The sequence below is a fragment of the Stutzerimonas degradans genome, from assembly GCF_024448505.1.
GTDB classification, from domain to species: Bacteria; Pseudomonadota; Gammaproteobacteria; order Pseudomonadales; family Pseudomonadaceae; genus Stutzerimonas; species Stutzerimonas degradans.
Map to the genome: position 1 here is coordinate 1 of NZ_JAMOHV010000008.1, position 25,586 is coordinate 25,586.

The window sequence follows — 25,586 nt, forward strand, 5'->3', positions numbered from 1 at the left end:
TCGGGCCGCCGAGCCGGTAATTCCAGCTCGCCCAGGCGCGCTTGCGACGCGGCAGCAGCCGGGTATCGGTATGCAACACTACGTCGTTGTCGGCGTAGCGCAGCGCACCGAGCACGGCATGCTCGGTCGCGGTCGGTGCGCTGAGCAGGCGCAGGGCCTGATCGCTGTGGCAGGCGAACACCACCTTGTCGAAGCGCTCGGCGCCGGCTCGGGTATGGATGGTCACACCCTGCGCATCACGCTGCACCGAGTCCACCGGGCAGTTGAGGCGTATGCGCTGGCTGAACGCGCGCGTCAGCGGTTCGATGTAGGCACTCGAGCCGCCCTCGACCACGTACCACTGCGGGCGCCGGCTGACCGACAGCAGGCCGTGGTTCTTGAAGAAGCGCACGAAGAACTGCAGCGGAAAGTCGAGCATGTCGTTCAGCGACATCGACCAGATCGCCGCGCCCATCGGCACGATGTAATGGTCGATGAAGCGCTGGCTGTAGCGCCCCAGCCGCAGGTAATCGCCGAGGGTAACGTGGGGGGCGATGCGGCCGCTTTGGTAGTCGTCCAGCGCTTCGCGGTTGAAGCGCAGGATGTCGCGGATCATGCCCCAGAACGGCGGCGAGAACAGGTTGCTGCGCTGGGCGAACAGGGTATTGAGGTCGTGGCCGTTGTACTCCAGGTCGCGCAGCGGATCGCATACCGAGAAGCTCATCTCGGTCGGCTTGTACGCCACACCGAGCTGCTCCAGCAGGCGGATGAAGTTGGGATAGGTGCAGTCGTTGAAGACGATGAAGCCGGTGTCCACCGCGTAGTCCTGGCCTTCCAGACGCACGTCGACGGTATGGGTGTGGCCACCGATCCAGCTGGCGGCCTCGAACACGCTGATGTCGTGCTGGCGGTTGAGCAGGTGGGCGCAGGTCAGGCCAGCGATGCCGCTGCCGATGATGGCGATCTTCATGATGGTCTTATCCGAGGTGGTCCGTGCGCGCCATGCGCTGGCCCAGGGCGTACTGCAGGCGTGCGGGCAGGAGGGACAGCAGGCGCAGTCCGGCAATGAACGGCGCGGGGAACTGGATGTGCAGCGGCCGCTGCTCCAGCCGCTGCGCGATGTAGCGCGCGGCCTTCTCCACCGGCCAGCGCAGCGGCATGGGAAAGTCGTTGCGGCGGGTCAGCGGCGTATCGACGAAGCCCGGGCTGACCAGCGTGACGTCGATGTGCTCGGCGGCCAGGTCCAGGCGCAGCGATTCGAGCAGGTAGCGCAGACCGGCCTTGGACGCGCCATAGGCGCCGGCGCGGGGCAGCGGCAGCCAGGTCACCGAACTGCCGACGCCGACCAACAACGGGCGCTCGCCGCGGCGCAGCAACGGCAACGCTGCCTCGATGCAGTAGCCGGGCGCGATCAGGTTGGCGCGCAGCACGCGCTCGAGCAGATCGGCCTGGAAATGCCGCACGTCGATGTACTCGCAGGTGCCGGCATTGAGGATCACGCTGTCCAGCGCGCCCCACTGCGCGTCGATCTCGGCGGCGATGGCGCGCACCTGCGTCGCGTCGGTCAGGTCGCCCGGCAGCACCAGCACCTGCTCGGGGTACTGCCGGTCAAGGGCATGCAGCGGCTCGCTGCTGCGCGCCGACAGCGCCAGCCGATGCCCCTGCGCCAGCAGCAGACACGCCAGCGCGTGACCGATGCCACTGCTCGCGCCAGTCAGCCAGATACGCCGCACGGTGCTCACGCCAGCCTCCGTTGCAGCCAGCGGATCGCCGTGCCGAGCAGCGGCACGTGCTCGTAGAGCAGGGCGCCTGCGTCGAAGAAGTCCCGGTGCCGCTCCACCTTGCCCTCGGCATTCCAGCGCAGCAGCGAGCAGCCTTCGAGGCTGATCAGGCGGCCGCGCTTGAGGCTGGGATGGCGGTAGCTCATCACCCAGCGCAGATAGCCTTCGCCGTCGCGCACGGGGTCGAAACCGATGAACTCGAAGTCTAACTGCTCGACATTGGCGTACAGCGCGGCGAAGTAGTCCTGCAGCGCGTCGAGACCGATGACTTCGTGCAGCGGATCGGTGAAGTGCACGTCGCTGGTGTACAGCTCGCCCAGACGATGCAGGTTCCCGGCATCGAGACTGGCGAAACGGCGGGCGAAGTCGTGCAGGAAGTCGCTCATGGCTGCACCTGCGGCAGATCGCGGAACGCCGCCAGTACCCGCGCGCGACTCTCACCGAGATCGACGATCGGCGTCGGGTAGTTCACGGGGGCGAACAGCCCGCCGAGCGCGGACGGGTTGTGGATGTCGCGGCGGCTGAGCCCTTGCAGCTCGGGCAGCCAGTGCCGCAGGAAGCGGCCCTCGGGATCGAAGCGCTGCGACTGGCTGATCGGGTTGAACAGGCGGAAGTAGGGCACCGCGTCGGTGCCGGTGGAGGCGCTCCACTGCCAGCCGCCGTTGTTGGCGGCCAGATCGCCGTCGATCAGCTGGCGCATGAACCAGCGCTCGCCTTCACGCCAGTCGATCAGCAGGTTCTTGCTGAGAAACATCGCCGTGATCATGCGCAGGCGGTTGTGCATCCAGCCGGTTTCGCGCAGCTGGCGCATGGCCGCGTCGATGATGGGCAAGCCGGTGCGGCCTTCCTGCCAGGCGGCGAGGTCATCCGGGGCGTGGCGCCACGGCAGTGCCTCGGTTTCGGCGCGGAAGGCGCGATGCATCGAGACGCGCGGATAGCCGACCAGGATGTGCGTATAGAACTCACGCCAGAGCAGTTCGTTGATCCAGGCGACGGCGCCGCTGCTACCGCTGTCGAGTTCGCCACGGTTGCCGGCGAGCGCGGCGTGCAGGCACTGGCGGATCGAGATCACGCCGGCGGCAAGGTACGGCGACAGCTGGCTGGTGCCAGGCTCGGCGGGCAGGTCGCGGCGCTGCTGGTAATCGTCCAGCGCCTCGTCGACGAAGACCGTCAGGCGCTGGTAGGCGTGCGCTTCCCCAGCTGGCCAGAGCGCCTGCAGTGTGCTGGCGGGCGCGGCGAAGCTCGGCACCGCCGTCGGTAATGGATCGCTCGCTATGTCTAGCGGCGCCTGAGGCGCGAGCGGCGGCAGGCACCGCGGTAGCGACAGTTGCAGGCGCGCCAGGCAACTCTTGCGGAACTGGCCGAACACCTTGAAGTAGCCGCCGCTCTGGGTCAGCAGCGTGCCCGGGGCGAACAGCAGACGGTCGAGATAGCGCTGCGTGATGATGCCGTCCTGACGCAAGGCATCGCTCACCGCGTGGTCGCGGCGCTGCTCGTCGACGCCGTAATCGTCATTGAAATGCACAGCGCGCACGGCATGCTCGTGGCAGACCTGGCGCAGCGCCGCGGGGACCGTTTGCCAGTCATCGGCGTGGCGAATCAGCAGCGGCACGTTGAGGCGGCGCAACTCCGTGGCCAGCTCGGCAAGGTTGCGCAGCCAGAAGTCCACCTTGCACGGCGCATCGTCGTGGATGCGCCACTGACCGGGCGTGAGCAGGAACAGCGCGATCGTCGGCCCGGCAGCCATGGCGGCGCTCAGGGCGGTGTTGTCGCTTACGCGCAGGTCGCGACGTAGCCAGATCAACTGAGTCATGCGTGGCTCTCCGTGACGTCAGGCAGCAGCCCGCCTGCCTGCAGCTGTTGCAGTGCCGCCAGTGGATCGCCAGCCAAACGCAGGCCCGGCTGCTGGGTCAGGGCATCGCCGTGGATATGCACGGCGGGACCGGCGAGCAGCAGTGGCAGCTCATGCTGCGTGAGCAGGCGCGGCAACTGGCGCTGCAGGCAATCGGCATCCAGGCTGTGCCCGGCATGCAGCAGCAGGGCGCGCGGGGAGATGCGCTCCAGCGCGAGGCTGAGTTCGGCCAACGGCACCTTCCACTCGACCAGCTCCACCGGGCAGCCGCTACTGGACACCAGCCAGGCGGTCAGCCACAGCCCGGCGTCGAACGGTTCATCACCGAGCGTCGCCAGCAGCAGCGGGGCGCCGGCGTACTGGCGATTGTCGAAATAGATGCGGGTGGCCAGTTTGCTGCGCAGCCAGCTATCGAACAGCGCGCGTTCTAGTGCGGCACCGAACTGGCCGTGCCAGCGTTGGGTCAGCCGCGCCTGCAGCGGCAGCAGCAGATGCTGGCAGAGCGTGAGCGGCGGATAGACCGTCAGCGCGCGGTTGAAGGCGTCGTCGAGTTGCCGTTCGTTGAGTCGCTCGACGGCTGCCAGCAACTCGTCCTGCAGCGTCACCCAGAGGTTCTGCTCGACCGGAGCGGACGCGCGGCCGGCGGTCAGCAGCTGTTTGATCTGGCTGACGGCCACGCCACGGTCGAGCCAGGTGAGGATGTCGCGAATGCGTTGGACATGGCCGTCGTCGTACAGCCGGTGCCCCTTGGCGGTGCGTCGCGGCACGATCAGCCCGTAGCGGCGCTCCCAGGCGCGCAGCGTCACGGGGTTCACCCCGGTCAGCCGGGCAACGTCGCGGATCGGCCGCCAGCCGGGTTCGAGGTCGGCCGGAGTGTTGTCGAACGCATCGCTCATGATCAGATTCCGTTACGCAGGCTGAGGTCTTCCGGGTGCGGCTGCAGGTAGGCCTGGCGCTCGATGTAGTGGTGCGGGTGGCGGCGGAAGTGGTGCTTGAGCAGTGTCAGCGGCACCACCAGCGGGACGATGCCGGCGCGGTATTGGTCGATCAGCCGGCGCATCTCGCGGCGATCCTCCGACGCGAGCGCGTTCTTCAGATAACCGCTCAGGTGCTGCAGCACGTTGCTGTGGGTGCCGCGCGTGGCCGGACGCTTGAGCGCCTGCATGAACTGGCTGAAATAGCCCGGCGCGAACTCGTGCACCGAGCAGTCACGCAGGTTCGCCACCATCCGCCCCAGCGCGCGGTACTGCTGCGGGTGCGCAGCCATCAGCTGGTACTTGTAGCGTGAGTGGAAATCGACGATGGCCTTGCGCGTCAGGCCGGTCTGCACCAGACGCTGCCATTGCGCATAGGCGTAGACGCGGGTGAGGAAGTTCTCGTGCAGCACCGGGTCGTTCAGGCGGCCGTCTTCCTCGACCGGCAGGTCGGGCCGCGCCTCCATCAGCGCGCGGGCGAAGATGCCGCTGCCGCCGCCGGGGACGGTGTGGCCGTTGTCGCGATAGACCTTGACGCGCTCCATGCCGCAGGACGGCGACTTCTGCATGAGGATGTAGCCGCTGATATCGTCCAGCTGCGTCGCCATTTGCCGGCCGTAGGCGGCCAATGCGTCGGTGACGTCCAGCTCGCTGCGCACGGTGCCGCGGGCCCGGGGATTATCCGGCTCGCCGACCAGGCGGATCGGTTCGCGCGGTGTGCCGAGGCCGATGGCGACCTCCGGGCACAGCGGGACGAACTCGACATGCCGGGCCAGCACGTCGCTGCACAGCGACGATTGCTTGTGGCCGCCGTTGAAGCGCACCGGATTACCGAGCAAGCAGGCACTGATGCCGATCTTGGGCGTGGCGACGGAGCTGAGCATGGGATGACCTCGTCTTGTACAAGCGGTGGTTCTGTACAACCTGAGGTCATCATAGATATTGAGTTGTACAAGTCAAGCGATCTTGTATAAGTAATTGCAAGCTGTGTATAGGTTTGGCGCAGGCCGGCGGCGCTCAATGCCAGCCCATGCGCCAGCTCAGGTCGTCGCGCAGCTGGCGCCAGTCGATCCATTCGCTGCGCAGGCTGTACACCGCCTGCAGCTCGACCTGCTGCAGCACGCCGGCGTCGTCGTACTGCAGATCGATGACGAGGAAGTGCTTTTCGCGGTTGCGCGGCTCGCAGGCCGTCCACTTGGACAGCCTGAGCTTGGTTGGATTGAAGCGGTTCACAGGCTGGCCAGCAGCAACTGTGCGGCGCGTGCTCCGCTGCGCCAGGCGCCTTCGACCGTGCCGTCCAGGCACCAGTCGCCACAGGCGAACAGGCCTTGCTGCTGGTCGCCCAGTGCACCCCAGTCAGTTCGCCGGGCTGGGTAGGCGTACAGCCAGCGGTGGGCGAGGGCGAATTGGGCTGGGGGCAAGCGCCGGCCCAAGCGCTCGGCGAAGGCGTGGGCGAGGCGGTCGATAACGGCTTCTTTCGGCAGGTCCAGGTGCTGGCGCGTCCAGTCGGCGGTCGCGTGCAGCACCCAGCTGTCGAGCCGGTTGTCGCGGCCTGGCTTGGCACTGTCGTGCGTTGCCTGTTGGAGGATTTCATCGTCGAACCGGAGGCTGTGTTGCGCACCAGGCTGTGCCTCGGCAAAGCCGAGCGCCACCGCCCACACCGGCTCCATGACGACGCTGGCGGCGCGCGCGGCGAGCGCAGGCGCCGCGGTCAGCAGCACGCCGGCCTGCGGTGCCGGTAGCGCGACGATGACGTGGCTGAACGGCCCATGGCTGGCGCCGGCGGTATCAAGCAGCTGCCAGTGGCGTTCGCCGCGAAACACTTCGCTGATCCGGCAGGAGAAGGTGGTCGGCAGGTCGCCGAGCAAAGCGCGGCTGATCGCGCTCATGCGCGGCGTGCCTACCCAGTACGGTTGCGGGCCGTCGATGGCAGTCCAGGCGGCACAGCTTCCGGCGGAGGCCCAATCAGCGAGCGCCGTAAGAAACGCAGGGTCCTGCGCGAGGAATCCAGGCGCGCCGAGGTCCAGTGCACCGATCTCGCTGCGTTTGCTGGAGATGCGGCCGCCGCTGCCGCGGCTTTTGTCGAACAGCTGTACAGGCAGGCCGGCCTGTTGCAGCGCATGGGCTGCCGAAAGGCCAGCCATGCCGGCACCGATGATGGCGATCGTCTGAGTCATCGTTCACCTCCAGTTGGAGATGGGCAGGCTACGTGAGTGCAAAAACTTATACAATAAATTCATCGCGTACAGGTGTATGCTGAGATCAGCGAACAATCCGCACGTGCTACGAGGAGACCCGCATGAACATCCTGCTCACTGGCGGTACCGGCTTGATCGGTCGGGCACTGTGTCGGCACTGGACCGCGCAGGGACACAATCTCTGGGTCTGGAGCCGCACTCCGCAGCGTGTCGCGCAGCTGTGCGGGGCGCAGGTTCGCGGTGTCGGCGAGCTGAGCGAACTCGACGCTCAGACACTGGATGCGGTGGTCAACCTGGCCGGCGCGCCCATTGCCGACCGACCCTGGAGCAAGGCGCGCCGCGCACTGTTGTGGCAAAGCCGGGTGCGCCTAACCGAACAACTGGTGGCCTGGCTGGGGCAGCGCGAGCAGAAGCCGCAGGTACTGATCTCCGGTTCGGCGGTCGGCTGGTATGGCGATGGCGGTGAGCACAGCCTGACCGAAGACAGCCAGGTGGTTACCGGCGACTTCGCCAGCCAGCTCTGCGGCGCCTGGGAAGAAACCGCGCGCGAGGCCGAGGCGCTCGGCATTCGCGTGGTGTTGGTACGCACCGGACTGGTGCTGGCCGCCGACGGCGGGTTCCTGCAGCGGCTGTTGCCGCCGTTCCGTCTGGGGCTGGGTGGGCGCATCGGCAGTGGCCGGCAGTGGATGCCCTGGATTCATCTCGATGACGAAATCGGCCTGATAGATTTTCTTCTGCACCAGCCACAGGCGCGCGGCCCCTACAATGCCTGCGCGCCACAGCCGGTGCGTAATGCCGATTTCGCCCGCGCCCTGGGCCGGGTACTGCATCGTCCGGCGCTGCTGCCGGTGCCGGCGTCGGTGCTCAAGCTGAGCCTTGGCGAGTTGTCCGGTCTGCTGCTTGGCGGTCAGCGGGCGTTGCCGGCGCGGGCGCAGGCGGAGGGCTTCGTCTTTCACTTCGACAGCCTCGATACCGCGCTGGCTGACCTGTTGACGCAGCCCGGCTCCCAGCGCCTGCGCCATGTGTGAAAATACCGCGCCGCGTGCAGCACGGCGGCGCGCCCCCCAAACCGTAGTCAGGAATGTTGCATGACAGAGCAGGCGTTGTTGTTGGTCAATCTGGGTTCGCCAGCCTCCACCGAAGTCGCCGATGTGCGCCGCTACCTCAACCAGTTCCTTATGGACCCGTATGTCATCGACCTGCCCTGGGCGCTGCGGCGCCTGCTGGTGTCGCTGATCCTGATCAAACGGCCGGAGCAATCGGCGCATGCCTATGCCTCGATCTGGTGGCCGGAGGGCTCGCCATTGGTGGTGCTGAGTCGACAGTTGCAGGAAGCGGTGCGGCCGCACTGGACGCAGGGGCCAGTCGAGCTGGCGATGCGTTACGGCGAGCCGTCCATCGAGACCCGGCTGGTCGAGCTGGCCGGGCAGGGCATCAACCGGGTCACCCTGGCACCGCTCTATCCGCAGTTCGCCGACAGCACGACGACCACGGTCATCGAGGAGGCCCGGCGGGTGATCCGCGCGCACGGGCTGAAAGTGCAGCTGTCGATCCTGCAGCCGTTCTACGACCAGCCCGAATACCTCGATGCGCTGACCGCCAGCGCCGCGCCCTACCTGCAGCAGGGCTTCGATCATCTGCTGCTGAGCTTCCACGGCCTGCCCGAGCGCCATCTGCACAAGAGTGATCCGACCGGGGCGCACTGCCTCAAGGGTGACGATTGCTGCCAGCGCGCCGAAGGCGAGGTGCTTGCCAGCTGCTATCGCGCGCAGTGCATGCGCACTGCTGCGGGTTTCGCCGCGCGTGCCGGATTGCGTGACGATCAGTGGTCAGTGTCGTTCCAGTCACGGCTGGGCCGGGCCAAGTGGATCGAACCCTATACCGAAACGCGTCTGGATGAACTGGCCCAGCGCGGCGTGAAGAAACTGCTGGTGATGTGTCCGGCGTTCGTTGCCGACTGCATCGAAACGCTGGAGGAAATCGGCGATCGCGGCCGCGAGCAATTCATCGAGGCCGGCGGCGAGGATCTGCTGCTGGTGCCGTGCCTGAACACCCACGAGGATTGGGTGCAGGCGCTGGTCGCACTGTGCCGCCGGGCGCCGCAGGAACTGTGAATCGCCGCGCTCAGCCGCTGGCGCTGGCGCGCTGCGGCTGAGCGACGACCAGTCGTTCAAATTCTTCCACCGGCATGGGCTTGCCGAACAGATAGCCCTGATAGCGGTGACAGCCGTTGGCGAGCAACGCCGTGCGCTGTTCTTCGCTTTCCACCCCTTCGGCGATGACCTCAAGACCCAGACCGGCCGCCAGTGCGCAGGTGGCGCGCACGATCGTCTGGCTGCTGGCATCGTCCGGCAGGCCGCGGACGAAGGCCTGGTCGATCTTCAGCTGATCCAGCGGTAACTGCTGCAGGTAACTCATGGACGAATAGCCGGTGCCGAAGTCGTCGATGGAGAAGCGGATGCCGTGCGCCTTCAGCTGGTTCATCCGCGCGATGGCCTCGGGCATGTTGTCCAGCAGCAGCGTTTCGGTGAGCTCCAGCTTGAGTCGCTGGGGGTTGGCGCCGCTGGCTTGCAGCAGCTGCAGCAGCAGGCTGATGAAGTCGTCCTGATACACCAGGTGCGCGCTGATGTTGACCGCCAGCGTCAGTTCGTCGAATCCGACGCGGCCCGACCATTGCGCGAGCTGCAGGCACGCCTGTCGCAGCATCAGCACATCCAGCTCCTGGACGAGACCTGCGCGCTCGGCCTGGACGATGAACTCCGCCGGCGACAGCAGGCCTCGCTGCGGATGCCGCCAGCGCACCAGCGCCTCGGCGCCGGTCAGGCCCCTGGTCTGTTCTACCTGTGCCTGCAAATAGAGAAAGAATTCGCCCGTCAGCACGCCGCGGCGGATTTCTTCCTCCAGGCGCAGACGCTCCTGCACGGCCTGCTGCATGCGCGGGTCGAAGAAGCGCAGGGCGTTCTTGCCTGACAGCTTGGCTTCGTACATCGACATGTCGGCGCGCTTCATCAGCTCGTCGCTGGTGCTGTCGTCCTCGCCGAACAGCACCACGCCGATGCTGGCGCTGCTGTGCAGGTTCAGCTCGTTCAGGCGATAGGCGCCATCCAGCGAGCTGAGCAGCTTCATGCCGACATGCTCGGCCTGGCTGCCGGCCAGTACGGCATCGCTGGCCAGACCTTCGAGCATCACCACGAACTCGTCGCCGCCGAGCCGCGCCACGGTATCGCTGGCGCGGATGTTGGCCGACAGCCGCCCAGCCGCCAGACGCAGCACCTCGTCGCCGGTCTGGTGCCCGTGCAGGTCGTTGATGTTCTTGAAGTTGTCCAGGTCGATGAACATCAGTGCGCCCAATTGGCCGGTGCGCCGGCTGGATGCCATCGCCTGCTGCAGGCGATCGAGCAGCAGCCGGCGGTTGGGCAGGCCGGTCAGCGGGTCATAGAAGGCCAGATGGTGAATGCGCTGTTCGGCGAGCTTGCGGTCGGTGATGTCGGAGAAGGCCGCCACGTAGTGGCTGATCTTGCCCTGCGCATCCTTTACCGCACTGATGGTCAGCCACTCGGGATACACCTCGCCGTTCTTGCGTCGGTTCCAGATCTCGCCGATCCAGGTGCCGGTCGTGGCGATGCTTTCCCACATCGCCCGGTAGAAGTCCGCGTCGTGCTTGCCGGACGCCAGCAGGCGGGTGGTCTGGCCGATGGCTTCCTCGCTGGTGAAACCGCTGATCTGGCTGAAGGCCTTGTTCACCCGCAGGATGCGGTTGTCCGCGTCGGTGATGAGCATGCCCTGTTGCGATTCGAAGGCGATCGCCGCGATGCGCTGTTCCAGCTCGGCATTGGTGCGTTCGGTGATGTCGCGGCTGAGCCAGACCACCGCGCGCTTTTCCATGTCGGGAATGTCCAGCGCCAGGGCGCGACCCTCGAAAACCCGCCGGCCGCCGAGCGTCTGCATCGTGTATTCGAGCAGCTGCGGGGTATCGCTGCGCAGCGTTTCATGAATGAAATCGAGGAAGCGCTGCTCCTCCGCCGGTGGCATGACGTCGTGCAGGCGTCGACCGATCAGGCGCGAGGGATCGTCGTAGAGCAGGCTGCGTTCGGAGCAGATGATGTCCAGGTAGCGCCCGTCCTCGTCGATCACCAGCAGCAGATCGGGCAGCGCCTGGGTGATGGCACGCAGCCGCGCCTCGCTGATCTTGAGTGCCTGCTCGGTGTTGTTGCGTTTGATCAGGTCCTTGATCAGCAAGCCGAGGGCCGTCGTGCCCAGCGGCAGTGCCACCAGCAGCGTCGCGGCGACTTCGCGAAAGGCCGTCAGCACCACGGCGGTCGGCAGCAGCAGCGCGACCAGCCCCAGCACCCCAAAATGCAGGAGCAGGCCGAATGCCAGCAGCTGCCAGCAACCGATGCGCACCAGGCCGCGCTGATGGCAGTAGCGATAGGCGAGCCCGAGCACAATGGGCAACAGCACGTTGCCCAGGCCCGTCAGCATCCCGATGCCGCCGAGCCAGATGCGATAGGCCGCGGCCAGCGCGCCGGCGATGCCGGCCACCAGCGGCCCGCCGAACAGGGCGGCCATGCTCAGCACGACGGTGCGCGCATCGAAGACCAGGCCGGCCTGAATGGCGTTGGGGATCATCATGCCGATGATGCAGGCAATGCCGAACCAGGTACCGGCTGCACATTGCGCCACGGGGCGGTCTTTTCTCGTCCAACTGCTTGAGTAGAAGGAGAGCGGCCAGCACAACGCGAACAGAATGACCGTGTTTTCTACGAGGACGTTGGTAATCAACGAGCGTCATCCAAGGGCGCAATGCGCCCGACTGCAGGAAAGGAATGGCGGAGTGCCATTATGTCATGAAACGGCCATGACAACCTTTGCAGTCAGCGTCAGCCGGGCGTTTGCGCGTATCTTGGCGCGCTCACGAGGCGTTCGCTCAGGCGTTGCGCTCGGCCAGTTGCGCTTCGAGCTGACGCACCCGCGCTTCCAGCTCCTCGACCCGCTGCAAGGCATCGACTTCGGCGGTGACATCCTTCTGGATGCCGATGAAGTAGGTCAGCTGGTCGCCTTCGTTGAAGACCGGCGTGATCGACAGCTCATTCCAGAACGGCGTGCCGTCCTTGCGGTAGTTGCGGATCACCTGACGGCACGGCTGGTTGCTCTTCACCGCCTCACGGATCGCCTGCAGGCCCGGCTGGTCACGATCTTCGCCCTGCAGGAAGCGACAGTCGCGGTAGAGAATGTCATCCACGGCATAGCCCGTGAGCCGTTCGAAGGCCGGGTTGGCGTAGATCAGGATGTTGTCGTCGCCTTCCTGCTCGGCAACCACGATTCCGTCGTTGGAGGCTTCGATTACCAGTTGCAACAGCTTGGCATTGATCATGGCGCGGGATCCTGAAGGGGCGTGCGGCGCATTCTAGAACAACTGCACCCGGCCGAGCGCTTACAGCACACGCAGGAGCGCTGCAAGCGATGTGCTAGTCGACCTGCTTGCGAAAGAACAGCGTGACCTGGCCCAGTTCGACGCCGAATTTGCTCATGAAGGAACGGTTGGCCAGGGTGTTCTCGTCGATCAGGTACATCCAGTCGTCGAAGTCCACCTGATAGACGCTGCCATCCACCGGCAGGCTGAGCACATAGCGCCAGCGCAGCGCATTGCCGGCCACTTCGCCGCGGGCTTCGCCGATCACGTCGGCGGCAGTGCCGCGCCACTGGCCGGGGCTGTCTTCGGTGAGCGTCCAGACGCGTTGTTGGGTGGTACCGTCGCTGTAGCGAAAGCGCTCGTCGAGGATCAGTTTGTCGCCGTCGCGGCTGCCGGTGATTTCGACATGGAAGCGCTTGACCACCTCGCCGGAGCGCTTCTGGAACATGCCCCAAGCATCGACGCGCCCGACGAAGAACGCACGCAGGTCCAGCCGCGGTTCTTCGTTGCGGTAATGCTCGACCTCCACGGCCGTACAGCTGACAAGCAGCAGGCACAGCATCAGCATCAGGGTTCTTTTCATGGCGTTGGATCTCCGCAGGGCAGGGACGTGAGCAGGCGGGCCGCCACCAGCTTCAACAGGCAGGGCAGCCCGGCGTAGACCAGGGCAAGGTTCCAGGCGGCCTGGGAGCCGGGCTGATAGCCGACCCAGGCCAGCAAGGGCAGCGCAAGGCCGGCCAGCGCCAGGGCGAGCTTGGCGAGAAAGCTCCACAGGCCGAAGTAGGCGGCGGTCGAGTCGCGCTGCTCGGGGGGAATGATGTCGGCCAGCAGCGCCGGTGGCAGCGCCAGATCGGCGCCCAGGGCGAGGCCGGACAATACGCATACACCGGCATAGGCCCAGGCGGACCCCGGCTCCAATAACACCGCCCAGATGAAGGCTGCGCAACCGGTGAGCATGCCGAGCCGCCAGCTGCGCCGCTTGCCCAGTCGATCGGCCAGTCGCGTCCAGATCGGTAGCCCGAGCGCACCGCTGACGAAGTACAGCGCCAGGAACAGCCCGGTCAGCGTTGCCAGCTGCAGGCGATCGGCGATGAAGAACAGCGCCAGCGTGGCCGGAATGGCCACCGCTACCGCGTTGATGAAGTACACACCGGCGAGCCGTCGGAACGCCCCGTTGCTTAGCGGCAGGCGCCAGCTTTGTGCATCGCTGCGCGCGACCCGCTGCGGGCGCGGCGCAGCGCGTAGGAGCATCGCGCCACCGAGGCAAAGCAGCACGGCGAACGTCAGCGCGAACACGCCGAGCGCGGTCGACATGCCGTACCGCGTCGCCAGCGCAGTGGGCAGCACACTGGCCAGTACCACACCGATCAGCCCGGCGCCTTCGCGCCAGGCCGCCACACGCGTGCGGATTTCAGGCTGGTCGGAAAGTCGCGCACCCCAGGCCAGATAAGTAATGTTGATCAGGCTGTGCAAGGTGTAGGTGAGCGCCAGCAGTGCGCCCAGCCAGCCCGCCAGGGCGAACCTGCCGAGGCTGTCGGGCGGGATCAGCAACGCGGCCATCGCCGCGCTCAGCAGCACGGCCGAACTAGCGAGCAGCAGGTTCCAGCCGCGTGCGGAGCGGCGGTCGATCAGCCGACCGAGCCAGGGGTCCTGGACGGTATCGAGCAGCCGGGCGAGAAACAGCACCGTACCGGTCAGCGTCAGGCCCAGACCGAGGTCGGCCGCATAGAAGTTCGGCACCAGCACGTAGATCGGCAGCATCGCCATCGCCAGCGGCAGACCGAGCAGCGCATAGGCGGCGAGCGCCGGGGCTTTCATCGTTCGCCCAGCAGGCTGCGCCGCAGGGCCTGATCGCGGCTGCGCGGGTCGAGCCAGATAGCGAAGAAGGCCTCGGCGAACGCCGGATCGGCGACTTCGTGCTGCAGTCGATCGTTGACGTAGAAGCGACAGCCGCGGCCGGGCAGATAGACGCCGGTGATGCGCTCGCCAGGCTGTACATCGACGAAGGCCTTGTGCATCTGCGCGCGCCAATCGCGCAGGCGTGAGGAGTCTTCCGGTATGCCGGACAGCCGTGCGATTTCCTCGAGGCTGGTACGCACGAAGTCATCGCGGCTGATGGCGCGATGGTAGGTCAGCTCCAGCGCGAACGGCGTCTGCGCTTGCAGTGGCGCTGTCGTGCTCCAGAGGCGCGCGTCGTAGATACGAAATCCGAAGAAGCGCAGTTCTCCCTGGCCAACCAGTCGCGCCTCGGGCACCGCCTCGCGCCAGCTGGCCGAGGCGCCGAGCGGGATAAGCCCGAGCAGGCAGACGAGGAGGAGGCGGCTGACCATGGCCGGCAGCTCAGCGACAGCCAGCCAGCGTGATCGATACCGAGTCGGCGAAGCGCAGCGCGTGGGGCTTGTCGACTTCGACCTCGGCATAGCTGACCGCCGGATGCGCCATCACCAGGTCGAGGATTTCCTGGGTCAGGCGTTCGAGCAGGGCGAAACGGTTCTGCTCGACATGCTGGATGATCGACTTGGTGATGGTGCGGTAGTTCAGCGCGCGGTCGATATCGTTGTCGCGCACCGCCGCCACGGCTGGGTAGAGCACGGTCAGGTTGATCAGCACATCCTGGCGGTTGAGGATTTCGTCCTCGTTGATGCCAATGTAGGTGCGCAGGCGCAGGTCCTTCACGCGGATACGCGCCATGCCGGGTTCCAGCCGCGGCATCACTGCGACCTGCCGATCAGCTGGAGGAATTCCATCCGCGTGTTGCAGGAGTTGCGGAAGGCTCCGAGCATCACCGAGGTGTTCATCACCGAATTCTGCTTCTCGACGCCGCGCATCATCATGCACATGTGCTTGGCCTCGATGACCACCGCAACGCCGGCGGCACCGGTGACTTCCTGAATGGCTTCGGCGATCTGTCGTGTCAGGTTTTCCTGGATCTGCAGCCGGCGCGCGTACATGTCGACGATTCGCGCGACCTTGGACAGGCCAAGCACGCGCCCGGTCGGGATGTAGGCCACGTGGGCCTTGCCGATGAAGGGCAGCAGGTGATGCTCGCACAGCGAGTACAGCTCGATGTCCTTGACGATGACCATCTCGTCATTGTCGGAAGCGAACAGCGCACCGTTGACGATCTCTTCCAGGCTGCGCTGGTAGCCGCCACACAGGTATTGCATGGCCTTGGCCGCGCGTAGCGGCGTGTCGCGCAGGCCCTCGCGTTCGGGGTCTTCACCCACTCCAAGCAGTATTTGGCGGTAGTGGCCGGGCAGGTCGTTCATGGTGGTTCCTTCAGTCGCCGCTGGCGAAGGGCAGTGCGCTGACGTACGCGCCAGCGGTATGTGAGTAAACCTATACGAATATTTTTATTTGTACAATAATTTGTACGGTAGATGATTTTTGTACAGGTGCTGGGATGTCGAGAAAGCGAATGTCCTGCGCGGACTTGCGCTTCGCCATGCGTCGCGGTCAGGTCGAGCAGGTCGAACTGCATGGTTTGCGCTGCTGTGGTTACAGTGCGTGGATCGTCGACCGAAGTGGTTGGCGTGCGGCGTTTGCCGATGGCGGGCGGACGATCTGGAGCCACCAGGGCAGTCTTAAGCGATTGCTGCGCGGCTGCGGGGTACGCGAGGTGTACTGGTGCCAGCCGGTCAGCCACGACGAAATGATCGGTCGGCCGAGCTGCCTGGAAGCGGAAATTGGGCTGCGCCTGCCGCTTTACGCTGACGACTGAGCTTCAGGAGGCCGGCGGTTTTTGCCTGATCGCGCATTGCGCACCGCAACGGCTGGCGCCCTCGGGATGCGGTAACCACTCCAGGTGCGGTCGGAGTGTGGCAAACAGCGTGTAGGCCAGCCGCAACAGCGTTCCAGCCCAAGGGCGCGGCCCATGTGCCGTGTCCGGCGAGGCGCCAGCTCCAGTAGGTGGCATCCACGCCAGTCAGCCAGACGCCACTGGCGCTGCGCGCATGCAGGCGGCGGCGCAGCTGCGACAGATCCTTGCCCAGCCCGGCGCAGGAGAAGTCGGCCGCGCTGACATCCACCAGCAGCAGTCGCGCAGGGTCGGCCGTACGCTCCAGCCAGCGGATCTCACGCGCGCAGAGCGGGCAGGCGCGATCGACAAACAGCGTCAACGGCAGATCGGGCGGCATTTCATCGACTCCTGCGTTTGTACAACCTTTGTAGAGGGTATCTGGCGAAATGCTGGGTTACAATCGCGACACTCTTTCCGACCGAGCCGCCCCATGACCGATTCCCACGGCGCTTCGACACTGGCCCCGAGCACGTTCGAGCAACAGGAGCTGTTCCCCATCCGCGAGGTGTGCCGACTGACCGGGATAAATCCGGTCACGCTGCGCGCCTGGGAACGCCGTTACGGGCTGATCCAGCCGACGCGCACCGACAGCGGCCATCGGCTCTATTCGCTGGCGGACATCGAGGCGGTGCGCAACATCCTCGCCTGGACCGAGCGCGGTGTGGCGGTGAGCAAGGTCGGCAGCATCCTCGAACGCAGCGCCGCGACTCGCGCGGCCGGCGAGGGGCAGCGCCCGGCGGCGGTCCAGGAATCGCTCGACGCCGATCGTGGCGAGTGGCAGGGGCAGCTGCGCCAGGCGATCAGCGATTTCGACAGCGTTCGGCTCGAACAGCTGTACGGCCAGATCTTTTCCACCTATCCGTTGACGACCGTATTCCACGACGTGCTCCTGCCGGTGTGGCAGGAGTGGCTGTTGCGCCATGAGGAGTTCGGTCGTACCAGCGAATGGCTGTTCCTCGATGCCTTTCTGCGCAGTCGCGTGTTGCAGCGCCTGCAGCTCGGGCAGACGGCGGGCGCGCCGGTCGTGCTGCTTGCCGCATTGTCCGCTCAGTGTCGCGAACTGGAGCTGCTGGTGGCCGGCCTGCTGCTTGGCAGCGACAGCCTGACAGTACGGGTGCTGCCCAGCGGCCAACCGTTGGAGGAGCTGACCCTGGTGTGCGAAAAGGTCCGTCCGCAGGCACTGGTGCTGTACGCCAATGTGCCGCCGAGCGGCGCGCAGGTGCGCCAGCTGAATCGCCTGACATTGCTCCTGGATTGTCCGCTCGCGGTCGCTGGCGAGGGCGCGGCGCTCGCGGAGGACAGCCTGCGCGGCTCGCCGATTGCCAGTCTGGGCAGTGGCGGCCGACAGATGCAGCAGCGCTTGCAGCAGTTTCTGGCGGGCCGTCTGGATACCTGACGCGGCGAAGCCGGCAGTACGCAAAGGCGCCCCGGCTGCTAGTGCGCAAGCAGCATTGTGCTGAGCCGCGAATTCCGCCGATGCTGTGCGTCCTGCGAACTGTTTGCCGACGACATGCCCATGGCCCACCTGCGCTTCGAACCGACCGCTGCCCCGCAATGCTTCTCCACTGCCGAAGGGCTGCGGGTGCGTCTGTTGCAGTTGCCTGCCGGGAGTCAGGCGGCAGCGCTGGTGCGAGTGCATGCCGGCGCGCACGATGCGCCGGCAGCCTATCCGGGGCTGGCGCATTTCCTCGAGCACCTGCTGTTTCTAGGTAGCGCTGGCTATCCAGTAGAGGACAGCCTGATGGCCTTCGTGCAGGGTTGCGGCGGCCAGCTCAACGCATCGACCCGCGAGCGGCATACCGATTTCTTCTTTCAGCTGTCGGCCGAGACCTTTTCGGACGGATTGCAGCGTCTGTTCGACATGCTCGCGCGACCGTTGCTCGACCCGGCCGCGCAGCTGCGCGAGCGCGAGGTGCTGCAGGCTGAATTCCTCGCTCGCGCGCAGGACAGCGAGACGCTGTGCGATGCCGCGCACGGTATGGCGCTGGATACCGCGCATCCATTCGCCGCCTTTCACGCCGGCAATCGCGCCAGCCTGCCGGTGGAGAGTGCGGCCTTCCAGCAGGCGCTGCGGGCGTATCACCAGCAGTTCTATCACGCCGGTGCACTCGAACTGCTGGTCGCCGCGCCGCTCGAACCCGCTGCGCTGCTCCGCCTGCTGAAGGCGCCGCACTGCCGGATCGAGGCGCGCGCGCAGCCGTCACGCAGCCTGCCGCCGCTGCATGCGGTGGCACGCAGCGCGCGCTTGCAGCTCGCCAATGGCCGGCCGCGGCTGGAGGCGGCGTTCTGTCTCGACGGCATGCCGCTTGGCAGCGCGGCGGCGCTGGATGCGCTCGCCAGCAGCCTACAGGCCGAGGCGCCGGGTAGCCTGTTCGCGTTGTTGCGCGACCGCGCCTGGATCGATCGTCTGCGCTTGCGCGTGCCGTACTGGCACGCCGACCAGGGCGTGGTGGTGATCGAGTTCGGCCTGACTGCAGAGGGTCTGGCGGCGCGGGCAGGCATCATCGATGCACTGCACCGCTGGCTGTGTTTCCTTGGTCAGGACGCGGTGCTCACGCACCACTGGGGCGAGTACCGGCGCGTGCGCGAGCGCAGCCTGCAGGTAATGCCGCCGCTGGCGCGGCTGCGCCATTGGGTCGAGCCGGAGGCGCTGCTGGCGCATGAGCAGCCGGATACCGTCTATCAGGCGCTACGCGAGGTTGTGGTCCGGTTGCAGAGCGCACCGGCGGTCCTGACGGCAGACCCGCGCCCGGCACCGGCCATCGAAGCCGCCGGCTTTGCGCTGCGTATGGCTGCCGAGGAGCTGCCGCCCATTGCGCCGCCGAGCTGGCACTGGGCTCTGCCGGCGGGCAATCCATGGTTATGTGCCCGACCGCTGCCATCGCCGGCGCAAAACGAACCGGCACTGCGCTGTGTGAGCCCGCAGAATGCCAACGGGCAGAGCGCGCTGTACCTGCACTGGCGCTTCGACGGGGAAAGTCCAGGCGGGTTGTGGCATGTGCTGGACCGCGCGTTGCGCCCGGCGATCCAGGCGGCGCAGCAGGCCGGCGTCGAGCTGCGTTTCGAGGATTTCGGCAATGGCTGGTGCCTGAGCCTGTTCGGCTATGCCGCCGCCTTGCCGGTCATCGCGGACGATCTGCTCAAGCTGCTGAGCGAGCCGCCAGCCAGCGCCTATGTCGACGGCGGCAGGCAGTTCGCCGAGGCCGCGCGGTTGCACGGCGAAGAATTGCTCATTCGCCAGCTGATCGGTCGCCTGCCACGGCTGCTGGGCAGCGCCGATGCCGCCATGTCGGTGCCGCTCGATCGGTCTGCACTGTCCGCTGCCTGGGCGCGGGCGCACTGGCAGGCGCTGGCGGTCGGCCTCGCCCCCGAGCTGAATGACGCGCTGCATGCGGTGCTGGGCAACACGCCCGGCCGGGCTCTGCGCGAGCCGGCTGAGGTCCCGCAGCCGTGGTACGCAGGGCGCCGGTTCTGGTGGTGTCTGGGCGAGCCTGCCGCCGAGACTGCCGTGCTGCTGTTCTGCCCGCTGCCGACGCGCGACGCCCGCCAGGAAGCCACCTGGCGCGCGCTGGCGCGGGCGATGGAGAGTGGCTTCTTCCGGCGTCTGCGCAGCGAACTACAGCTGGGTTATGCGGTGTTCTGCGGCTTTCGCCAATTCGGCGAGCACGCGGGCATCGTTTTCGCGGTGCAGTCTCCCAGCGCCACGGCAGCGCAGATCTTCGCGCATATCGAGGAGTTCCTCGCACGGCTGAGCGAAAGTCTGGATTCGGACACCGCGCAAGTGCCGGGCGACAGTGCCCTGGACGATCCGCGTCAGCGCGCCGAGCGTATCTGGCAGGCCTGTCTGGCCGGCCAAGCCATTGACCATCCGGCTCAAGTCGCCGCAGCCATGCGCGAGTTGCGGCCCGAAGCACTGCGCGCCGCGCTCGCCACGCTGCGCAATGCGCAGGGCGGCTGGTACTGCCTGGCCAACGCAGCGGCACCCGATGCCCGCTGGCAGGCGCGCTGACCGCTCGTCAATCGCTCTCACCTCAGCAGATGCCGCCGGCTCGAGCCATTGCTCGGGCGCGGCGACGCGCGCCCGCAACCGGCGTGCCAGCACCGGCCAGTACTTCCAGCTGCTTTGGGTTTACGACCTAAGGGCTGTTCCGGGGAGCAGCGGAGCAGTGCTTTGAGACCGAGCCTCGATCCGCGGCCAAAGTACTAGCGTTTCGCCGCTATGGCAGCGTATGTGGCCCCTGATGGCCTTTCGATAATCGCTCCGTCACGACTGCTTGTCGTCAATACAGCGGAGAGCGCCATGCACAACAACAAGAAAGCCGTTTCAACCCTGCTGCCCCTGGCCCTGGCCAGCGCCGTAGCTATGACCATGAGCCAGTCGGCTGTCGCCGAAATCGTGCTCTACGATCAAGATGACACCAAGTTTTCCACCGATGGCTACTTCAACACCTTCTACGTCAACAGCGACGTGGATCGTGACGGCGAGCAGTTCGATCGCCGGCAGTCGCGGGTCAAGATGGGCTTCCTGCCCAACTGGATCGGTTTCAACTTCACCAAGCAGGTCGGCGATCTGAAGCTGGGCGGCCGCTCCTCGTTCTGGGTGACGATCAACGACAGCGACACCAACGGCACCGAAACCGGCATCGACGTTCGTCAGTTCTATGCCACCGCTGCCAACGAGCAGTGGGGTGAGGTGCTGTTCGGTAAGGACTTCGGTCTGTTCTCCCGTTCCAACATCCTGCTCGACGAGATGCTCAGCGGTTATGGGCAGGTCAGCGACGTGCTGGGTCTGGTCGACGGCGGCGGCGTGTCCTTCGGCAACATCGGTACCGGCTACCCGTATCCGTTCCCGACCTCGCAGATCACCTATCGCTCGCCTGAAATGAGCGGCCTGCGTATCGCCGCCGGCATCATGGACCCGGTGGACACCACCGAGGACACCAGCAAGGCGCTCAGCAAGGCCTATCAGGAAGCGCCGCGCTTCGAGACCGAGATCACCTACCAGTTCGATCTGGGTGGCACCAAGTTCTACACCTGGATCAACGGCATGCAGCAGAGCTCGGACAACACCGATAGCACCGTTGAGGAAGTTGATTCCAAGGGCCTGGGTTACGGTATCCAAGCCAAGATGGGCAACCTGTCGCTGACCGCTTCCGGCTTCCAGGCCGAGGGCATCAACCCGTTCTTCACCAACAACGCCGGCGAAGCGCTGCTGCGCGAAGTCGACAGCGACGGTTACCTGCTGCAGGGTTCCTACCGTTTCGGCAAGAATCGTCTGGCGCTGTCCTATGGCAAGACCAAGGACGACGGCAACGGTCTGGGTAGCGAAGCCGATTACGAAACCCGCGGCGTGGCGCTGTTCCATAGCGTCAACGACAACCTGACGCTGGTTGCTGAGCTGAACCAGTTCGAGATCGCCGGCAAGGATGATCCGACTCTGGACGAAGACACCCGCACTTTCGCGGTCGGTGCTGCACTGAGCTTCTAAGCGCAGGATCAGGGTGCGAATGGCAGTCGAACCGTAGGTCGCTCCATTCGTTGCATGGCAGTGGGCCCGTCGTCGAGCGTACGACCCACGCCCTGACGGTACGGCGTTCAAACGTCGCGACCGACAACAAGGCTGGTACCCGCGAGGGGCCGGCCTTTTTGCTGATCGGCGCTGCAACTTCGCGCCTCAGCCGCAAGTGCCAGTCTGCCGCACGGGCCACTCGATGCATCCGCCGCAACGCGCTGCGTTGTTTCGCCGCGCTGCTACCTAGGCAGGCCTTTTCCGGTACTCAAGTAGCATTTTCGTACCCAAAGCCCTACCCAAGAATGGGGTCAATCCGATTCGGTGGTGCGGGAGTGTGGTGCGTGAGTGAACAGCAGACGGAGGTGATTCGCACGGCGATGTCCGAAGCCTGCCAGGCCGAGACGGTCGCGCAGGACCTGGCACGCCAGCTGATGCATCCGCATCTGGGCTTCGTGCTGTTCTTCTGCTCGGCCGAATACGACCTGCCGGCGCTGGGCGATGCGCTGCGCCAGTACTTCGGCGGGGTGCGCCTGGTCGGCTGCACCACGGCCGGGGAAATCACCGCTCAGGGCTACAACCGCAGCTGTGTCAGCGCCATCGGCTTCGATCACCGCAATTTCTCCATCGCCTGCGAATTGATCGACGAGATGGAGCGCTTCGGCTTGGCCGAGGCGCAGCAGCTGGTGGAGCGCCTCGGCAGCGATTGTCGCAGCAATTCGCTGGCTCCGATCAAGGACCACAGCTTCGCCCTGACGCTGCTGGACGGCCTGTCCAGTCGCGAAGAAGTGGTGCTTGCCGCACTCAGTGCCGCATTCGGCAGCATTCCGCATTTCGGTGGCTCGGCAGGCGACGACAATCATCTGACCGACACCCACGTCTACTACGACGGCAAGTTCCACAGCGGCGCGGCCATCGTGGTCCTGATCAACACCTGGCTGGATTTCGAGGTGTTCACCACCCATCACATCCTGCCGCGCAGCGAGAAGCTGGTGGTGACACGCGCCGACAGCCACGGCCGGCGCGTGTACGAGCTGAATGCCGAGCCGGCCGCCGAGGAGTACGCGCGGCTGATCGGCGTGAACGTCGCCGATCTCGACCATCGTCTGTTCGCCGCGCATCCGCTGGCGGTGCGAATCAACGACCAGTATTACGTGCGCGCCATCCAGAAGGTCAACGACGACCTCAGTCTGACCTTCTACTGCGCCGTGGAGAACGGCATCGTGCTCACTGCCATGCAGCCCGGGCCGCTGATGCCGAACTTGGAGGCGCTGTTCCAGCGGCTGGAGCAGCGGCTCGGGCCACCGTTGCTGACCATCGGTTGCGATTGCTTCCTGCGGCGTCTGGAGATCGAGGCCGCCGGCACCAGTGAAGAGACTTCGGCTTTTCTCCGACGCCAGCAGGTGATCGGCTTCAACACCTACGGAGAGCAGTTCAATGGCATGCACATCAACCAGACCTTCACCGGTGTCGCCATTGGCCGCCCCGGCGGACGGGGCGGTCGCTGAGCTGCTGAGCCGACAGGCCGAGCTCGAACGGGAAAACCTCAAGCTCAAGCGCATCAATGCCGCGCTGATCGAGCGCGTCGAATCCGGCGGCGCGGGACGCGATGCCTCCTATGCGGCGTTCCAGCATTCGGTGGAGCTGGCTGAGCAGGTGCGCGAACGCACCGATGCGCTGAATCAGGCGATGGCCGAGCTCAAGGGCAGCAACCAGTTGCTCAGTGACGCCCGGTTGCGTGCCGAAACGGCCCACCAGAACCTGGTCGACGCCATCGAGAGCATTTCCGACGCCTTCGTGCTGTTCGACAAAGCTCAGCGCATCGTGCTGTTCAATCGTCGTTTCAAGTCGCTGTGGAGCCGCACCCGTGCGCGCATCAACGCCGGCACCCGCCTGGCCGAGGTGCGGCGGATGGCCGAAAGCACCGGGCTGATCGTCGAGGAGCATCGCGGCAAGGGTGACGAGCCCACCGTCTATCGGCTGCACAACGGGCGTTGGGTGCAGGTCAGCGAGCGGCCGACCCGCGAGGGCGGCCTGGTGATGCTCTACACCGATATCACCGAGGTGAAGGTCAGCGAGACCATGCGCCGCGAGCAGGCGCTGGCGCAGAAGTCGCGGCTGCTGCAGCGCGCCGTGGACAACCTGTCCCAGGGCGTGGCGATGGTCAGCGCGGAGGGTGCGCTGGAGCTGTGGAACCGGCGCTTCTTGGAAGTCTGCGGGCTGGCGCCGATCGAAGCGCATCGGCCGTTCGAGGAGGTGATGGCCGACAGCGAGCTGCGCCTGCTGACGCCCAATACGCGTGACGCCAACGGCCGGCCAATGCGCGAGCTGGAGCAGCGCATGTTCGATGGCCGCATGCTGGAAATCCGCACCCACGCGCTGCCCACCGGCGGCTTCGTCAACACCTTCACCGACATCACGGAGCGCTATCGCCATGCCGAGGCGCTGCGCCAGAGCGAGCGCTGGATTCGCCTGATCACCGACCACGTGCCGGCGCTGATTGCGTACGTGTCCTCCGACCTGACCTACGAGTTCACCAACAAGGTCTACGAGGAGTGGTATCGCTGGCCCAGCGACGGCATGCTCGGCCAGTGCCTGCGCGAAGTGCACAGCGGCGAGCACTGGCGCCAGCTGGAGCCCTACATCGACCGCGCGCTGTCCGGCGAGAGCGTCAGCTTCGAGATGGCCGAGCGCAACCACGCCGGCCAGCAGCGCTACATGCTGCGCTCCTATGTGCCGAACCGGCTGGCCAGCGGCGAGGTGGCCGGCATCTTCGTGCTGATCCAGGACATCACCGACCGCCGGCGTACCGCCGAGGCGCTGCACCAGGCCTACCAGAACCTCGAACAGCGGGTGCGCGAGCGCACCGCCGAGCTGACCAGCCTCAACGACCAGTTGTTGCGCGAGATCGAGGAACGCAGCCAGGTCGAGGCGCGTCTGCGCGAGGCCAAACGCGAGGCGGAGCTGGCCAACCTGTCGAAGACCAAGTTCCTCGCTGCGGTCAGCCACGACCTGCTGCAGCCGCTGAATGCCGCGCGGCTGTTCACCAGCGCGCTGCTGGAACAGCCGGCGACGCCGAGCGGCGGGCTGATCCGCAACATCAGCAACTCGCTGGAGGACGTGGAGAACCTGCTGGGTACGCTGGTAGATATTTCTAAGCTGGATGCCGGCGTGATCAAACCGGATATAGCGCCGTTCGCCGTCAGCGAGCTGCTGGAAAACCTCGCCCTGGAGTTTCGCCAGTTGGCCGGTTGCGAACAGCTCCAGCTGGATTTCATTCCCTGCTCGGCGCTGGTACGCAGTGACATCCAGCTGCTGGCGCGCATCCTGCGCAACCTGCTGACCAATGCCATCCGCTACACGCCGCAAGGGCGGGTGCTGCTCGGCTGCCGGCGGCGGCGCCAGAGCCTGTCGATCGAGGTCTGGGACACCGGCGTCGGCATCGCCGAAGACAAGCTCGAAGAGATATTCCAGGAGTTCAAGCGTGGCGACGGCGTGCGGCCGAATCAGGATCGCGGCCTTGGCCTCGGCCTGGCCATCGTCGAAAAGATCGCGCGCATGCTCGGCCACCGCATCCAGGTCGGTTCACGGCTCGGACATGGCTCGCGCTTTGCCATCGAGGTTCCTCTGGCGCGCCGCGCGCCCAAGGCGCGGCCCGAGCCGAGCACCGCGGAACTGGCGCTGGAGCGCCTGCAAGGCGCGCGTGTGTGGGTGCTGGATAACGACACGGCGATCTGCGCCGGCATGCGCACGCTGCTCGAAGGCTGGGGCTGCGTGGTCACTACGGCGCTGTCCGAGGAGGACCTGGCGCGCCAGGTGGACAACTTCCACGCCGAGGCCGACCTGCTGATCGCCGACTACCATCTGGACAACGGCCACACCGGCATCGACGTGGTCACTACAGTCAACGACCGCCGCGCCAGCCCGCTGCCGGCGCTGATGATTACTGCCAACTACAGCAACGAACTCAAACAGCAGGTGCGCGAGCTGGGCTACATGCTGATGCACAAGCCGGTGCGGCCAATGAAGCTCAAGACCGCCATGTGCCACATGCTGGAGCACGGCCAGGCGGGCTGATTAC

Annotated in this window: 24 protein-coding genes and 1 pseudogene; 8 read left to right on the plus strand and 17 right to left on the minus strand. The window is 66.1% G+C overall.

The window, feature by feature from the left end; translation table 11 throughout:
* The 8 genes from NAV27_RS11695 to NAV27_RS11730 all read right to left on the minus strand — a co-directional run.
* On the minus strand, positions 1 to 949 hold a 949-nt coding region (locus NAV27_RS11695; RefSeq protein WP_256055303.1), incomplete at its 3' end, for an NAD(P)/FAD-dependent oxidoreductase.
* 7 nt (positions 950 to 956) lie between these two features.
* A complete protein-coding gene (locus NAV27_RS11700; RefSeq protein WP_102828535.1) occupies positions 957 to 1,721 on the minus strand; it encodes an SDR family NAD(P)-dependent oxidoreductase in 765 nt (254 codons plus the stop codon).
* Positions 1,718 to 2,146: a nuclear transport factor 2 family protein gene (locus tag NAV27_RS11705; RefSeq protein WP_102828534.1), complete on the minus strand. Its 429-nt coding sequence runs from the start codon at positions 2,144 to 2,146 to the stop codon at positions 1,718 to 1,720. The genes NAV27_RS11700 and NAV27_RS11705 overlap by 4 nt, the downstream gene beginning before the upstream one ends.
* Entirely contained in the window at positions 2,143 to 3,573 is a 1,431-nt protein-coding gene (gene phrB / locus NAV27_RS11710; RefSeq protein WP_102828533.1) for a deoxyribodipyrimidine photo-lyase, read from the minus strand. The genes NAV27_RS11705 and phrB overlap by 4 nt, the downstream gene beginning before the upstream one ends.
* Positions 3,570 to 4,508, minus strand: a complete 939-nt coding sequence (locus NAV27_RS11715) for a MerR family transcriptional regulator (RefSeq protein ID WP_102828532.1) — start codon at positions 4,506 to 4,508, stop codon at positions 3,570 to 3,572. Before NAV27_RS11715 ends, phrB begins: the two co-directional genes overlap by 4 nt.
* A 2-nt stretch (positions 4,509 to 4,510) precedes the next feature.
* Positions 4,511 to 5,470 carry a YbgA family protein gene (locus NAV27_RS11720; RefSeq protein WP_102828531.1) on the minus strand — a complete coding sequence of 320 codons (960 nt, stop codon included), beginning with the start codon at positions 5,468 to 5,470 and terminating at the stop codon, positions 4,511 to 4,513.
* A 133-nt stretch (positions 5,471 to 5,603) separates the two neighbouring features.
* On the minus strand, positions 5,604 to 5,819 hold the full coding sequence (locus NAV27_RS11725) for a TIGR02450 family Trp-rich protein (protein ID WP_102828530.1): 216 nt from the start codon (positions 5,817 to 5,819) through the stop codon (positions 5,604 to 5,606).
* Positions 5,816 to 6,763: an NAD(P)/FAD-dependent oxidoreductase gene (locus NAV27_RS11730; RefSeq protein ID WP_102828529.1), complete on the minus strand. Its 948-nt coding sequence runs from the start codon at positions 6,761 to 6,763 to the stop codon at positions 5,816 to 5,818. The genes NAV27_RS11725 and NAV27_RS11730 overlap by 4 nt, the downstream gene beginning before the upstream one ends.
* A gap of 122 nt (positions 6,764 to 6,885) precedes the next feature.
* On the opposite strand from NAV27_RS11730, the gene NAV27_RS11735 reads away from it, so the two are divergent.
* Both NAV27_RS11735 and hemH read left to right on the plus strand, forming a co-directional pair.
* On the plus strand, positions 6,886 to 7,812 hold the full coding sequence (locus tag NAV27_RS11735) for a TIGR01777 family oxidoreductase (RefSeq protein WP_102828528.1): 927 nt from the start codon (positions 6,886 to 6,888) through the stop codon (positions 7,810 to 7,812).
* 60 nt (positions 7,813 to 7,872) lie between these two features.
* Positions 7,873 to 8,898 (plus strand): ferrochelatase, encoded by a 1,026-nt coding sequence (gene hemH / locus NAV27_RS11740; RefSeq protein ID WP_102828527.1) that lies wholly within the window; start codon positions 7,873 to 7,875, stop codon positions 8,896 to 8,898.
* Between the two features lie 10 nt (positions 8,899 to 8,908).
* On the opposite strand, the gene NAV27_RS11745 is transcribed toward hemH, so the two are convergent.
* From NAV27_RS11745 to NAV27_RS11780, 8 genes are all read right to left on the minus strand, one after another.
* Positions 8,909 to 11,566: an EAL domain-containing protein gene (locus NAV27_RS11745; protein WP_102828526.1), complete on the minus strand. Its 2,658-nt coding sequence runs from the start codon at positions 11,564 to 11,566 to the stop codon at positions 8,909 to 8,911.
* A gap of 145 nt (positions 11,567 to 11,711) precedes the next feature.
* The gene (locus tag NAV27_RS11750) at positions 11,712 to 12,158 is read right to left on the minus strand and encodes a PAS sensor domain-containing protein (RefSeq protein WP_008568795.1); all 447 of its coding nucleotides are present in this window, start codon (positions 12,156 to 12,158) and stop codon (positions 11,712 to 11,714) included.
* Between the two features lie 94 nt (positions 12,159 to 12,252).
* Complete coding sequence (locus tag NAV27_RS11755) at positions 12,253 to 12,780, minus strand: DUF3833 domain-containing protein (RefSeq protein WP_102828525.1); 528 nt, start codon at positions 12,778 to 12,780, stop codon at positions 12,253 to 12,255.
* The gene (locus NAV27_RS11760; RefSeq protein WP_102828524.1) at positions 12,777 to 14,015 is read right to left on the minus strand and encodes an MFS transporter; all 1,239 of its coding nucleotides are present in this window, start codon (positions 14,013 to 14,015) and stop codon (positions 12,777 to 12,779) included. The genes NAV27_RS11755 and NAV27_RS11760 overlap by 4 nt, the downstream gene beginning before the upstream one ends.
* Entirely contained in the window at positions 14,012 to 14,527 is a 516-nt protein-coding gene (locus NAV27_RS11765) for a chalcone isomerase family protein (RefSeq protein WP_102828523.1), read from the minus strand. The genes NAV27_RS11760 and NAV27_RS11765 overlap by 4 nt, the downstream gene beginning before the upstream one ends.
* A 10-nt stretch (positions 14,528 to 14,537) precedes the next feature.
* Positions 14,538 to 14,909: a dihydroneopterin triphosphate 2'-epimerase gene (folX, locus tag NAV27_RS11770; RefSeq protein WP_102828522.1), complete on the minus strand. Its 372-nt coding sequence runs from the start codon at positions 14,907 to 14,909 to the stop codon at positions 14,538 to 14,540.
* A complete protein-coding gene (folE, locus tag NAV27_RS11775; RefSeq protein WP_008568790.1) occupies positions 14,909 to 15,466 on the minus strand; it encodes a GTP cyclohydrolase I FolE in 558 nt (185 codons plus the stop codon). Before folE ends, folX begins: the two co-directional genes overlap by 1 nt.
* A complete protein-coding gene (locus NAV27_RS11780; protein WP_180981428.1) occupies positions 15,463 to 15,678 on the minus strand; it encodes a hypothetical protein in 216 nt (71 codons plus the stop codon). The genes folE and NAV27_RS11780 overlap by 4 nt, the downstream gene beginning before the upstream one ends.
* On the opposite strand from NAV27_RS11780, the gene NAV27_RS11785 reads away from it, so the two are divergent.
* Positions 15,643 to 15,918 (plus strand): DUF6482 family protein, encoded by a 276-nt coding sequence (locus NAV27_RS11785; protein WP_232249158.1) that lies wholly within the window; start codon positions 15,643 to 15,645, stop codon positions 15,916 to 15,918. The two genes, NAV27_RS11780 and NAV27_RS11785, sit on opposite strands and share 36 nt — an antisense overlap.
* A gap of 3 nt (positions 15,919 to 15,921) precedes the next feature.
* Here the strand turns inward: NAV27_RS11785 and NAV27_RS11790 are convergent.
* Positions 15,922 to 16,333: pseudogene (locus tag NAV27_RS11790) on the minus strand (thiol-disulfide oxidoreductase DCC family protein).
* 93 nt (positions 16,334 to 16,426) lie between these two features.
* Between NAV27_RS11790 and NAV27_RS11795 the strand changes: the two are divergent.
* From NAV27_RS11795 to nahK, 5 genes are all read left to right on the plus strand, one after another.
* The gene (locus NAV27_RS11795) at positions 16,427 to 17,392 is read left to right on the plus strand and encodes a MerR family transcriptional regulator (protein WP_102828521.1); all 966 of its coding nucleotides are present in this window, start codon (positions 16,427 to 16,429) and stop codon (positions 17,390 to 17,392) included.
* A gap of 120 nt (positions 17,393 to 17,512) precedes the next feature.
* The gene (pqqF, locus tag NAV27_RS11800; protein WP_102828671.1) at positions 17,513 to 20,005 is read left to right on the plus strand and encodes a pyrroloquinoline quinone biosynthesis protein PqqF; all 2,493 of its coding nucleotides are present in this window, start codon (positions 17,513 to 17,515) and stop codon (positions 20,003 to 20,005) included.
* 291 nt (positions 20,006 to 20,296) lie between these two features.
* Complete coding sequence (locus NAV27_RS11805) at positions 20,297 to 21,484, plus strand: porin (RefSeq protein ID WP_008568782.1); 1,188 nt, start codon at positions 20,297 to 20,299, stop codon at positions 21,482 to 21,484.
* Positions 21,485 to 21,849: 365 nt separating this feature from the next.
* Entirely contained in the window at positions 21,850 to 23,013 is a 1,164-nt protein-coding gene (gene nosP / locus NAV27_RS11810; protein ID WP_102828520.1) for a nitric oxide-sensing protein NosP, read from the plus strand.
* Positions 22,943 to 25,582: a hybrid sensor histidine kinase/response regulator NahK/ErcS' gene (nahK, locus tag NAV27_RS11815; RefSeq protein ID WP_081002786.1), complete on the plus strand. Its 2,640-nt coding sequence runs from the start codon at positions 22,943 to 22,945 to the stop codon at positions 25,580 to 25,582. The genes nosP and nahK overlap by 71 nt, the downstream gene beginning before the upstream one ends.
* The last annotated feature ends 4 nt before the right edge of the window (positions 25,583 to 25,586 follow it).